The 12269-nt window shown below is 45.6% G+C and carries 15 protein-coding genes and 1 other RNA gene; 3 read left to right on the top strand and 13 right to left on the bottom strand.

From position 1 onward, the window contains the following. Positions 1-14: 14 nt before the first annotated feature. On the top strand, positions 15-497 hold the full coding sequence (locus tag MKY62_RS09755) for a DMT family transporter (RefSeq protein WP_003182102.1): 483 nt from the start codon (positions 15-17) through the stop codon (positions 495-497). Between the two features lie 189 nt (positions 498-686). On the opposite strand, the gene ssrS is transcribed toward MKY62_RS09755, so the two are convergent. Next, a non-coding RNA gene (ssrS, locus tag MKY62_RS09750) (6S RNA) lies at positions 687-870 on the bottom strand. 159 nt (positions 871-1029) lie between these two features. Between ssrS and MKY62_RS09745 the strand changes: the two genes are divergently transcribed. Further along, positions 1030-1791, top strand: a complete 762-nt coding sequence (locus tag MKY62_RS09745; protein ID WP_003182101.1) for an N-acetylmuramoyl-L-alanine amidase — start codon at positions 1030-1032, stop codon at positions 1789-1791. A gap of 54 nt (positions 1792-1845) precedes the next feature. Here the strand turns inward: MKY62_RS09745 and MKY62_RS09740 are convergent, their stop codons facing one another. From MKY62_RS09740 to sufU, 4 genes are all read right to left on the bottom strand, one after another. Continuing rightward, the gene (locus MKY62_RS09740) at positions 1846-2814 is read right to left on the bottom strand and encodes a multidrug resistance efflux transporter family protein (RefSeq protein ID WP_011197999.1); all 969 of its coding nucleotides are present in this window, start codon (positions 2812-2814) and stop codon (positions 1846-1848) included. Between the two features lie 7 nt (positions 2815-2821). Beyond that, on the bottom strand, positions 2822-3487 hold the full coding sequence (locus MKY62_RS09735; RefSeq protein WP_009328436.1) for a GntR family transcriptional regulator: 666 nt from the start codon (positions 3485-3487) through the stop codon (positions 2822-2824). Between the two features lie 44 nt (positions 3488-3531). Next, positions 3532-3996 carry a Fur family transcriptional regulator gene (locus MKY62_RS09730; protein WP_003182064.1) on the bottom strand — a complete coding sequence of 155 codons (465 nt, stop codon included), beginning with the start codon at positions 3994-3996 and terminating at the stop codon, positions 3532-3534. A 93-nt stretch (positions 3997-4089) separates the two neighbouring features. After that, positions 4090-4521, bottom strand: coding sequence for a Fe-S cluster assembly sulfur transfer protein SufU (gene sufU / locus MKY62_RS09725; RefSeq protein ID WP_003182061.1), 432 nt, complete (start codon positions 4519-4521; stop codon positions 4090-4092). A 195-nt stretch (positions 4522-4716) separates the two neighbouring features. Between sufU and MKY62_RS09720 the strand changes: the two genes are divergently transcribed. Then, positions 4717-5517, top strand: coding sequence for an MBL fold metallo-hydrolase (locus MKY62_RS09720; RefSeq protein WP_003182059.1), 801 nt, complete (start codon positions 4717-4719; stop codon positions 5515-5517). Between the two features lie 17 nt (positions 5518-5534). On the opposite strand, the gene MKY62_RS09715 is transcribed toward MKY62_RS09720, so the two are convergent. From MKY62_RS09715 to MKY62_RS09680, 8 genes are all read right to left on the bottom strand, one after another. Beyond that, positions 5535-6152, bottom strand: coding sequence for a hypothetical protein (locus MKY62_RS09715; RefSeq protein ID WP_003182056.1), 618 nt, complete (start codon positions 6150-6152; stop codon positions 5535-5537). A 113-nt stretch (positions 6153-6265) separates the two neighbouring features. Further along, positions 6266-7243 carry a class 1b ribonucleoside-diphosphate reductase subunit beta gene (nrdF, locus tag MKY62_RS09710; protein WP_009328440.1) on the bottom strand — a complete coding sequence of 326 codons (978 nt, stop codon included), beginning with the start codon at positions 7241-7243 and terminating at the stop codon, positions 6266-6268. 20 nt (positions 7244-7263) lie between these two features. Then, positions 7264-9366, bottom strand: coding sequence for a class 1b ribonucleoside-diphosphate reductase subunit alpha (gene nrdE, locus MKY62_RS09705; protein ID WP_003182052.1), 2103 nt, complete (start codon positions 9364-9366; stop codon positions 7264-7266). Beyond that, positions 9323-9718 (bottom strand): class Ib ribonucleoside-diphosphate reductase assembly flavoprotein NrdI, encoded by a 396-nt coding sequence (nrdI, locus tag MKY62_RS09700; RefSeq protein ID WP_011197997.1) that lies wholly within the window; start codon positions 9716-9718, stop codon positions 9323-9325. Before nrdI ends, nrdE begins: the two co-directional genes overlap by 44 nt. Before the next feature lie 249 nt (positions 9719-9967). Next, positions 9968-10180, bottom strand: a complete 213-nt coding sequence (locus tag MKY62_RS09695) for a hypothetical protein (protein ID WP_003182049.1) — start codon at positions 10178-10180, stop codon at positions 9968-9970. A gap of 290 nt (positions 10181-10470) precedes the next feature. Continuing rightward, on the bottom strand, positions 10471-10692 hold the full coding sequence (hfq, locus tag MKY62_RS09690; protein WP_003182047.1) for an RNA chaperone Hfq: 222 nt from the start codon (positions 10690-10692) through the stop codon (positions 10471-10473). 41 nt (positions 10693-10733) lie between these two features. Then, positions 10734-11678 carry a tRNA (adenosine(37)-N6)-dimethylallyltransferase MiaA gene (gene miaA, locus MKY62_RS09685; RefSeq protein WP_003182046.1) on the bottom strand — a complete coding sequence of 315 codons (945 nt, stop codon included), beginning with the start codon at positions 11676-11678 and terminating at the stop codon, positions 10734-10736. Positions 11679-11779: 101 nt separating this feature from the next. Continuing rightward, positions 11780-12181: a YmaF family protein gene (locus MKY62_RS09680; RefSeq protein ID WP_003182043.1), complete on the bottom strand. Its 402-nt coding sequence runs from the start codon at positions 12179-12181 to the stop codon at positions 11780-11782. Positions 12182-12269: the final 88 nt, after the last annotated feature.

Genomic DNA, 12269 nt, shown 5'->3' with positions numbered 1-12269 from the left:
GGAGTTCATCACAGATGAAAAACAAATCTATGTACGTTTTTCTTTTCATGATGCTCGGGCTTTTTGCCGGAATGGCATCCCCGATTCAAACATCCATTAATTCAGAGCTGAGAAATGCTATCCACTCACCTTTTATCGCTTCTCTGATTTCGTTTTTGGTGGGAATGCTCGTTCTTCTTTTTCTTACATCGTTCATTGAGCATCGGCGGTTATTTTTAAACAATTTACAAACAGCAAAAACCTTTGTCACAAGCAGTCCGTGGTGGCTCTGGACAGGCGGAATACTCGGCGTCGTCTTTATTACGTCCAATATTTTGCTTTTGCCGATTGTCGGAGCGTCTCTTACTGTTGTTTTGGCTTTAAGCGGCCAAATGATCATCGCCCTCGTCATCGATCATTTTGGGTGGTTCGGAATCCCCAAACACCGCTTGAACGTCCAGCGCATTCTAGGAATCGTCCTGATGATCACAGGAATTATGATCATTCAGCATTTTTGACGCCAGTCATTTTTGCATCTTCTGCCGGCTGGCATTCACGCATTAATTTCATATTACGCAATTCGCTTTAAAATGAATAAAAGGGCGGAAACCGCCCTTTATTTCAAATTTCACAGCAATTTAGTTTACATAAAATTTTTATTGTAAACTATTTTTCCGCAAATAAAAAAGCCATTTTGTTCAAATGACTTAAGTGCTGCAATTGCCGTATGCAAGTAAGAAAGTTTTAAACCACACTCCTCAAAGTGGGTGTCTGCAGAAACGTTCCTGTCGTCCTTTCGAGGAAGGCATGACATTCCGGTTCCGATATAAAACTCCCTATTACAGCTTAAAGGTTAAAACTTAATTATCATTACGTACAATGCAGCGTAATTTATTATATGATAAAAACATTAATCATGCAACCCCCTTGCCTAAAGATCATATTGCGTTCTATAATAAGCTGAATATTTAAAAAATTCCGTTATCAGGTGACAATCGTACAACCCTTCCCATACATCAGTTCATAGACTGTTTATTGAGGTGATGTCTTGTGGTAAAAATTTTTATCGATCCCGGCCATGGCGGGACTGATCCAGGCGCTTCAGCCAATGGTTTGCAAGAAAAACAGTTAACATTGCAAATCGCCTTGGCTTTAAGAAACATTCTCCTGAATGAATATCAAAATGTTACAGTCCAGCTGAGCCGGACAAGCGACCAAACCGTCAGTCTGACGCAACGCACGAACGCCGCGAACAGCTGGGGGGCGGACTACTTTCTATCGATTCACATCAATGCCGGGGGCGGGACAGGTTTCGAGGATTACATTTATCCCGGCGTCGGCGCACCTACCACCACCTATCGGGATATCATGCATGAAGAGATTTTAAAAGTGGTTGATTTCAGGGATCGCGGCAAGAAAACAGCCAATTTTCACGTGCTAAGGGAAACAGCAATGCCAGCACTGCTTACGGAAAATGGCTTTGTAGACAATACAAGCGACGCCGAGAAACTGAAGTCATCCGCGTTTATTCAATCCATTGCGAGAGGCCACGCCAACGGACTGGCAAGGGCATTTAACCTTTCAAAAAAATCCACAGCCCTTTTTAAAGTGCAAATCGGCGCTTTCAGGGACAAAGCCAACGCCGATTCACTTGCCGCTCAAGCGAAAGCAAAAGGGTTTGATGCCATTGTAATTGACAGGGACAGCCTTTACAAAGTGCAAATTGGCGCCTTTTCTTCGAAAGAGAATGCAGAAGCGCTTGTTCAGCAAGCCAAAAACGCCGGATTTGATGCTTTCATTTACCAGGAATAGGGACAATCATCAAGAAAAGCCCGCGATCTGTCTCGTATAGATCGCAGGCTTTTTTTATGCTTTTGCAGCTTTACTTTGAACCGCCGGCTTTTGATTCGATGCATGGCTGTTCAACACCATTCCGATAATCACAAGAGCCATTCCGCTCCATGAGATGGCACCGGGAAGCGGACTCGATAGGATTAAAATTTCACCAGCGGCCGCAAACAGCACTTCAAACGATTGTGTGGCCTCAACAGCCGCTAATTTGCGCATATCCCCTTTTACAAGATCTGTTGCGGCAAAGAACAGCACAGTCGCGCATATTCCGGAAAATACAGCCACCAATCCTGACTGAATGACTTGTCCCCGGCTGGGCGCACCTGCCGATGCCAGCCCGTACAGCGAGAGGATCAGCCAAAACGGAAGGCTTGCCAGCGTCATCCCCAATACCCGCTGATAAGCATCGAGGCGCCCGGCGCAAACTTCCATCATTTTTCTGTTCCCAAGCGGATAAGCAAATGAAGCCAATATAACCGGCGCGATGCACAGCAGCATCTCGTGCAAAGAAAGCTGTGCCGCGTGCTCAGCTTGCATCAGCGCCACCCCGATTAAAATGATGAACGACATCGTGAGCCCCTTATAAGGAATTTTGCCTCTTATCTGTACGGGACCTGTTTTTGTTTGAACGGTTTCATAAAAAAGCGGCGCCAAGAGGGAACCGGAAATGATCGTGATTTGCCATGTTCCCGCGATCAGCCAGCCCGGTCCGTAAGCCGCCGCAAAACAGAGCGGCGCATAAAAGAGACCGAAGCCGATGATGCTCCATCTCACCCAAATGCCCGGCGCTTTTTTAATTTCCTGAAAAAGCTCTTTCACATTCCCCCTAAGCCAAACGATGGCAAATAAAAGAGGCGCCATGAAGATAAATCTCAGCGAAGCGCTCCAGATCCAGCTTCCCCCTTCAAGCTCCATCGCCCTGTTTAAAACGAATGTAAAAGCAAAAAAGAAGGCTGCAAAAACGCCCAGTATAATCGGCCTCACAATCCCTTCACTCCTTTTCCTGATGTCCGGCCAATCGATCTCCGAGACTGAGCCAGTTTTCCTCGGCAAGCTTGATGGCCGCATTCCGATCCCCCTGTCTGCAGGCATCGATGATGTTCTGATGCTGTTCAACAGATTTCAAGCTGCCGATCGAGGAAAACTGCGACATTTCAAGGCGGTAAATTTTTGAAGAAATCCTTTCCAATGCCCGGGTTATTTCCGGGTTTTTTGATGCTTGTAAAAACACGTCATGAAAAGCAGCATCTGATTCGATTGCTTCGATAATGTCTTCTTTTTGAATCGCTTGCTGCAACGTTTTGTTATGCGCCTCCAGCTGATCAAAGTCGGAATCCGTTAAAAAAGGAAGCGACAGTCTGACAGCCAGCGCATGCAGCGCCGCAGTGACTGTAAAAGCGTGTTCAGCCTCCTCGCGATTTAACGGTGCTACACGTGTTGCCGATCCCGGGACAGCTTCAACAAGGCCTTCATCTTCCAGTCGTTTGAGCGCCTCCCTGACAGGTGTGCGGCTGATGCCAAACTGCTCTGCAAGCTCCTGGTCATGCAGGCGCTCCTCCGGCTTTAGCTCCAAATGTACGATGGCGCGCTTCAGCGTTTGATACACTTCTTCCCGAAGCGAAATTCGTTTGATTCGTTTAATGTTATTCTTCATCATAAAACCAATATATCGGTTTTTGGTTTTTCGCACAAGCAAATTTTTTATCTAACCCCTTTCTCTTTAGCGGCGTATTTTCTTTTCGCCTGGCAATCGTTGCAGATGCCGTACAGTTCCAATCGGTGATGTGTCACTTTAAATCCGGTCAGCCGTGCCGCAATGTCTTTTACTTTCTCTAGTTGCGGACAATGAAAATCGACGATCTTCCCGCATACTTCGCATATGACATGATCATGTTCCTCTAGAGCCAAATCAAAACGAAGCGGATCGGTAAACCCCATTTCTTTTATAAGGCCCTCTTGTTTAAAATAGCGGATGGTGTTGTATATCGTCGCTGTACTGACGGCAGGATATATCTCCCTCAATGATTGTTGAATTTCAGCTATTGTGGGGTGGTTCCTGTTGGCTAGAAAATAATGGTAGATAGCCAGCCGCTGCGGTGTCATTCGAATGCCTTTCCGTTTAAGCTGCGCCATTGCTTCCTGCTTTACATTCGTTTCGTTTTCCATACCTCTTTCGTTACTGCCCCTTTTTTCCCTTGAATCTTCCGATATTCTTTGCCGGTGGCTTTAGAACCGGAGTGCTTTAGATGTGATGTTCATTTAATAAACGTTCTCTTTGATCCGATCGAGCGCCTGCCAAGGCATCAGGGCACAGTTATGACGGGCCCGCAACGGATGGACGCCAATCAGGGAAACGGCATCTCCCAGCAGATCCTCTTCCGGCTCTTCTCCTTTTCTGATCATATTTTCCATCGCTTCACGCATTAACCCGGCTTCTTTTAACGTCTTTCCTTTTATCAGTTCAGTCATGATTGATGAGGAAGCCATGCTGATGCTGCACCCATCTCCGATAAAAGCTGCGTCTTCGATCTTTTCATTTTTAATGTCGATAAACAAAGTCATCACATCACCGCATGTTGGATTTTTGTAATGGACGTAATACACGCCGTGTTTATCGATTTTTCGAAAATTTCGCCTGTATCTTGCATGATCCATAATGACGGACCGATACAGCTCTTCCAGTGTCGGCATAAAATCATGCTCCTTTCCTTTTAAACAGTATATTTTGATTGAAAGAATAAACGGATTCAGTTATACTTCCGCTATTAAATCATAATAATTACGATTTAATAATAACCGATCAAAAATCTCATCGCAAATGAAAAGACACAATGAAGCTGCCTTTTCAAAGGCAGCTCGGTCAAACACAAGGGGGAAGGATTTATCATGAAGGAGCCATACCGCATGCAGCTCGAGTCTTTTCAAATGACAATTTTATCTGATGGAGCATTTCGGGTTTCAAGGGATTTTTTTTTGGCGGGAGGAGACTCCAAGGAAACAGAACGTTATCCTGAAGAATTTGAAGCAGCGCTGAACTTTGCCTGTCTGGAGACGAACGGCAAACGGATACTGATTGATACGGGATTTGGGGAAACAGGCGGACAAGAAAGCGGGCACTTGCTTCATCACCTGAAGCAGGCGGGAATCAAGCCTGACTCGATAGACTATGTCATTTTGTCACACAGTCATTTAGATCACACGGGAGGTCTTCTAAAAAACGGAGAGCCCGCTTTTCCAAACGCTGTTCATCTGCTCAGTGAAGCAGAATGGCTGTACGCAAAACAAACGCCGGCGTCTCCTCAGTTTCACATTCTCTCCGCTGTCCGGCCGCTTCTGAAGCTGCTGACAGAAGACACCGAACTGCTTCCCGGACTGAAGCTGATCCATACGCCCGGACATACGCCTGGACACCTGACCATTGAATTGCATACAAAAGACGGCGTCTGTCAGATCATCAATGATGTATTTCATATTCCGGAAAGTATCTCCAATCCGAAGCTGCGGGTTTCGCTTGAGCATGATCCTATCGAGGGAGAAAAGACAAGGAGACTGCTGGCCCGACAGGCTTATAACGGACAGTTCCTGCTCCACGGCTGTCATTTCCCATATCCCGGCTTCGGGCTGATCGAAAAGCATGGCTCATTTTTTCAATGGAAACCGGTTCTATACGAAAAGAAAACTCGCTGATCAGCGAGTTTTCCAATTTAAACTAAGATATCAACGACAAACTGTGACCAAGATTCAAGTCTGTCATAGACGCTTTTTTCTTTCAGATCACTGGCTTTCATCCAACGGCCGGCAATCTGCTCCTTTTCTTTGACTTCAACGTGTGCGCCCGGTTTTAATTCAAGCGCTGAAAGGATTCCGATATGTACTTTCCCGACGCTGTTTTCATCATCATTAATCAGTCCGAGCGTCACCATTTTTTCTTTAGCTGATTCCTCGATTAGAAGCTCTTCATCAAGTTCGCGGTCTGTATTCAACTTCAGAATATCGGGAAAGTCAAGCCCTTCGGCAAAGTTCATGTGTCCGCCGAAGCCGAGTGACAGCTTGTTGTGAAGCCGCGCTTCCCCTCCGCCTTCGAGCCGCTCATATACAAATATTTCGTCTTCTCTTTTGATGACAACATAAGGGATCGGCTGTTTAAATGCAGGATCTTCCTCGGCGTCTCCCCTTCTCATTTCACTGAAGTGGCGTTCAATATGCGCCATGATCTTCCCGATCGTCTCACCGTCGCTGTTGACGCCTTGGAAGGTCAGCGTTTCATTTGCAAATACGTTTTCCCGCGGGACCACGAGAATCATTTCGTCCATTTTTCCCATTGTATCCGTTTCCTCCTCAAAGTGAAAAGAGCAGATTCGTTCTGCTCTCATTTTGCCGTGTATCAATAGCTGAAGGGCAGGGCTTGGGCGCTGGCGCGCCCTTTTAGCCCGGCTTACTTATCGTCAAAGTAAAAGTCGTCGTCTTTTAACGGTTCAACTGTTGCTTTTTTGTAGCCGTTCCCTTTCATTGAGAAGAAGTCGTGTGACTTCGTTTTCGTATTCAACCCGTTCAACACGATCGGATTGATCTCTTCTTCTTCAAAATAAGCTTCAAAGCCAAGGTTCATCAGCGCTTTGTTGGCATTGTAGCGGATGAACTTCTTCACGTCGTGTGAAAGGCCGACTTGATCGTACAGGTCTTCTGTATATTCAAGCTCATTTTCATAAAGCTCTTTCAATAGATCAATGGAAAATGCATACAGCTCTTCTTTTTTCTCCGGCGTCTGCTGATTGTAAATCTCCTGAGCGAGCAGGCCGACATAGACGCCGTGAATCGCTTCATCACGCAAGATCAGGTTGATGATTTCGCCGCTTTGCATCAGCTTGCCCTGTCCGTAAAAATAAAGCGGGTAGTAGAAGCCGCTGTAGAACAGGAAGCTTTCTAAATAAACGGATGCGACCATCGCTTTAAACAGCGAGATTTTATCGCCCTGGCGGATTTTTTCATAGAGCCCGACAATGATCTGAGCTTTTTTCTGCAGGTATTTGTTTTGTTTGACCCATTCAAAGACTTCGTTGATCGTCTCTGTCGGGGCCAGCGTCATGAAAATGTTTGAATAGGACTTGGCGTGGACCGCGTTTTCCATCATCGCCATGAAATTCAGCACCGCTTTGCGCTGATGCCCTTCCACATGCTCAGCAACAAGGGGCATTCCCGTGTTCCCCTGCTCTGTATCGAGAAGCGTCAGCCCCGCGAGCACCTTCATGTATGTGTCCTGTTCATTTTTACCCAAGTACTTCCATGTCAGAAGATCTCCATTAAGCGCAATCTCTTCCGGAAGCCAAAACTGCTTTACATTTTGGTTGTAAAACATTTGGGTAAAATCATCTTCATGCTTTGACCAGTTTGCTGCATCGTAAATTTTCGTCACTTTCGCATACTCTCCTTTAATCAAACGACACAAGAAAGGCAGCCTTCTTGCCCTGTATCCTTCGTTCTTGCATAGTAAAGTGTTTTGATTCCTTTATGGTGGGCATAAAGATCGATCCGGTTCAAATCGCGTGTCGTCATTGTATCTTTCAGGAACAATGTAAAGCTTATGCCTTGGTCAACGTGCTGCTGAATCGTCGAGATCATGTCGACAACCCTGAACATGTCCATATCATACGCTTCCTTATAGTAGAACCAGTTGCTCGGCGCAAGTCCAGGCATTGGATAATACGTCTTGGAGTTGCCGTATGTTCTTTCTTCAATCCGCTCCATGATCGGCATAACCGATGCTGTGCTTGACTGTACATATGAAATGGATCCGGTCGGTGCGATGCACAGCCGGTAGCTGTGGTACAATCCGTGTTCTTTGACAAACTGTTTCAGCTGCTTCCAGTCTTCTTTTGTCGGGATGTGCATGCCTTCAAAAAGCTTGGCCACTTTTTCGAATTTAGGCGAGAAATCTTGTGTAACATACTTTTCGAAGTATTCACCCGTTGCGTAAGCTGAACCTTCGTACCCATGGTACGTCTCACCTTTTTCTTTGGCGATTTCGGCGGATCGTTCAATCGAGTAGAAGTTCATCATCATAAAGAAAGTGTTCGCGAAGTCCCTCGCTTCCTCACTTTCGTAGGCGATATTGTTCTGTGCCAAGAATCCGTGCAGGTTCATCGCTCCGAGCCCGATGGATTTCATCGCTTTGTTCGCTTTTTTGACAGCCGGTGCGTTTGTAATGTTTGTCGTTTCAGAAACGTGCGTCAGCGAATCGGTTGCAAGCTTAACTGTCTGCTCGAGCGATTTGTTTTTCATGACGTTCAAAATGTTCAATGAACCAAGGTTGCAGGAGATGTCAAGGCCGATCTCATCTTCTTGACCGTAGTCTGTGTATGATGAAACTTGTGAAGCCTGCAGAACCTCCGAGCAAAGGTTGGAAAATTTAACTTTTGAAATATGATTGTTCGCATGCACGTTGTTGACGTTGTCCTGGAACATAATGTACGGATACCCGGATTCCGATCTTAACATCGCAAGCTTTTCGAGCATCTTGCGCGGGTGGATTTTTTCTTTTTTGACGCGCGGATCTTCCACAAGCCGGTCGTACATCTCGTTCATATCCATTTCGTCGAGGTGCTCGCCGTACGCTTTATAAACGGTGTGCGGATAGAAGACGTATGCCGCTTTATCCTCTCTTGCAAGCTCGATGAATTTATCTGGAATGACAACCCCGATGGACAATGTTTTCACCCGGACATCCTCGTCAGCCGAAATCTTCTTCGTATCGAGGAAATCGTTGATGTCGCGGTGGAAAATGTTTAAGTACGCAGCGCCTGAGCCTTGTCTTTGCCCCATTTGGTCAGCGTAGCGGAATGCGTTGTCAAGAAGCTTCATCACGCCGACGACACCTTTTGTCGCGTTTTCGACATCTTTGATCGCTTCGCCTTTCGCACGCAGTTTTGAAAGGTTTAAAGATACGCCTCCGCCGAGCTTTGACAGCTGCATCGAAATGTCAATCGCTCTCGAAATGTCGTTCAAGGAATCATTGACTTCCAAGAGGAAACAGCTGACCAGCTCTCCGCGGCGTTTGCGGCCGGCATTTAAGAACGTCGGCGTGCTCGGCTGATACTCCTGGTTGATCATCATTCTGACGAATTCCTTCGCCTTCTCCTTATCCCCGTTTGCAAAAAATAAAGCTACGATAGAGATTCTGTCTTCATAGCGTTCAAGAATTTTTTTCTTGTCGTTTGTCTTCAGCGCATAATCATTGTAAAACTTAAAAGCGCTCATAAAGGACGGGAATCTGAATTTTTTGGCGTAAGCCTCTTTGAACACTTCTTTGATTTCTTCAAACGTGTAGCGGCTTAAAAACTCTTCTTCATAGTAGTCATTCTTGATTAAGTAATCGATTTTCTCTTTCAGATCATGGAAAAATACCGTATTTTGGTTGATATAGTCTACAAAATAACTATGTACAGCTTCTTTATCTTTATCAAACTGGAATTTCCCGTCTTTTTGGATCATGATCTCATTGTTTAACTGGATCCATTTTGGCACTTGATTTTGTGACAACTCTTTCTACCTCCTGAGTAAACAGTTCAACGTCTTTGGCCGTCCCGCTGAGCTCAAATTTGCCGAGAATCGGAACCTGATACTGCTTCGAGATTTTTTCTGCGCTTTTCGCAAAATTGTCTCCCCACACTCTGTTTCCGCTTGCCGCAACTCCCAAAAGAAGATGGGCGTTTTTCTCAAGAAACATCTCAGTCGTTTTCGGAACTTCCCCAAACCCTGTCGTGTACGTGATCAAAACAAACGGTTCGTCTAGATACTCCTCTGTGCTGACTTTCCGTTTATTGCGAAAAGGCGTCTTATCCACAAAGCGCTGAACGTTTCCCGTTTTTGAATCAAATACGATCTGAATCATCATTATCACGACCTAGTAAAATTGTTTCCGAGTCTTCCACTCGAACCTTACACAATATATAGTATACTATCATTCAAGAAAACACAATATATTGTGCTCGAGTTGATGAAAGTTCACAATTCGCTTCAGCTTAGGAGGCCTTAGGCCAAAGAAATATGAGTAGAATGAGAGCCGTTCGCTCATCCTACTCACAAACCGAAATCTATCATAACACGAAAAAAATTGAGTTAGTAGACTAGACTTTTTCGCTTATTTTTTGTAAGCGTCACAGCACTTGTTCTCGCATACCTCTTTAATATCGGCTTCGATGCCGAGTTCCTTAAGAACCGACTGAACAGCCGTCATGATCGACGCTTCCCTGACAAGCTCTTTTCCGTTTACGAGAATACTTGTGCCGTATTCATAGCAGGAATCATCTTCACACGTCTCTTCCCAATGGTTGATGACGATCTTAGGTTTCATTGTTCGCTCATTCCTTTTCATTTTCAAACTGAATTGATGTAAACACTACTTAGTTTAGCGACTAGATGCCGCTTTGTAAATTTGAATGCCTCGGACTTTCACAGGACGTGATGACGGCGGCGTTTTAGACAGGTTGCCAAAGTTTTTTTCCTCTGAAAGACCGGCAACGGCCGCAGGTGATTGTAAAGTCGCTTTGAAAACGAAAAATCCCAAAACAGTAACCTGTTTCAGGATTTTGTCAGGCAATCTGAAAAAACCATGCAAGGCATGGTCTTTTAGTCCGTGAATCGCTATTCCAGTTCGAGCTGAACGTTTTTTTGCGGTGCAAACGTAGAAATGGCGTGTTTGTATATGAGCTGCTGCTTTCCTTCCGATTCAATCAACACTGTAAAGTTGTCAAATCCTTTTACTTGTCCACGCAGCTGAAATCCATTCAGTAAAAAGACCGTGACAAATGTATTTTCTTTCCGAATCTGATTCAAAAACTGATCTTGAATATTTATCGATTTCATGTTTCTGGTCCTCCTTGTTTCTCTATACCATATTGTTTCGATTAAAGTTCGAGCTTTCCTGCTATGTAAGTGAAAATTTCCTGTTTTTTCTGCTCGATATTGACAGGGGGCGTCATGTCAAACCATGCGACATCCATTTGATTTCTAAACCATGTCAGCTGCCTTTTGGCGTAGCGTCTCGAATTCCGCTTCAATGTCTCAACCGCCTCTTCCAAGGACGCTCTGCCTTCGAGATGCGCATAAAGCTCTTTGTAGCCGATCGCCTGGACAGACTGGCAGTTTCTTACGTTTTCATCATAAAGCAGTTTCACTTCATCCAGCAGCCCCTCATCCATCATCTGGTCAACGCGGCTGTTGATCCTGTCATAGAGCACTTCCCGCTCCATCGTCAAACCGATGAGAGCCGTCGTGTATAAAAGCTCTTTCCGCTGTCCTTCCATATGTTCGGACATCGTTTTTCCTGTTGTATGCAGGATTTCAAGCGCCCTGATGACCCTTCGTTTATTATTTGGATGAATGGCTCTTGCCGCTTCGGGATCGCGTTCTTTCAAAAGATCGTGAACATATTCGGCCCCCCTCTTCGCAGAGAACGCCTCCATCTCCGCCCGGAACTCAGGATCGCCTGCTTCCTCTGTGAATGAATAGTCGTAAAGGACAGACTGGATATAGAGCCCGGTTCCCCCGACAATCATCGGAAGCTTCCCTCGCCTGTCAATCTCTGCAATTTTTTGTCTGACGATCTCCTGATATTCAGCTACCGAGAAAGATTCCGTCGGTTCTTTAATATCGATCAGATGATGCGGAACCCCGTTCATTTCCTCTTCTCTGATTTTTGCTGTGCCGATATCCATTCTTTTGTAAATCTGCATTGAGTCTCCGCTGATAATTTCCGCGTTCAAACGCTCGGCCAGCATGACGCTTAATTTTGTTTTACCGACAGCGGTCGGTCCGATCAAAACGATGACCGGCGGCTTCGTTTTATTCACTGATGATCACTCTCTTTAAACAAGCTCCTCCCATTATACCATTTCACATTCAAAAACACCCATTTCATTTTACCCGTTTTCACTGTTTTCCAAACATTCCCTCACCAGCCAATCGGCTCATTTCCGACGATTTCTCTTGTGTAACCCTTAAAAGGATGCCGGTGCCTTTCCTTCATTCCATCGCTTACATAAACGACTCCGCCATATCTGACCGGGGGAGCCGCAGAATATGCCAAATAGGTCGTGCCCTCGATTTCATGATAGTGCGTGCCGTCCGCCCGCGGAATCGCTGGCCCCGTAATCGCATAATACCTATGGTAATGACCATCGACGAAAGAAGTAATTCCGGAATAAAAATGAACATGCCCATCTGTATTGCTCCCGTTTGCCGGCTGGGAAAAACCCTCAATTAGGTGGTAATGTCCCTCGGCAGTCGTTGTTCTCGCCCTGTAGGCGTGGGCATGGGGAGGCGCTTTTGACCAATCCGACTGATACAGCGTCATGTTTTCGTTCACTCCTTTTTGAGGGCTGCTTCACTAAAAAATCCGGCGGGCGCCCAGGCAAAAACGGCTGGGCAGAATACAGTGATGT

It is taken from the genome of Bacillus sp. FSL R7-0646, from assembly GCF_037969865.1.
Lineage (GTDB): Bacteria > Bacillota > Bacilli > Bacillales > Bacillaceae > Bacillus > Bacillus licheniformis.
The sequence above is the reverse complement of the archived record's forward strand: the minus strand, read 5'-3'. Positions and strand labels throughout refer to the sequence as shown.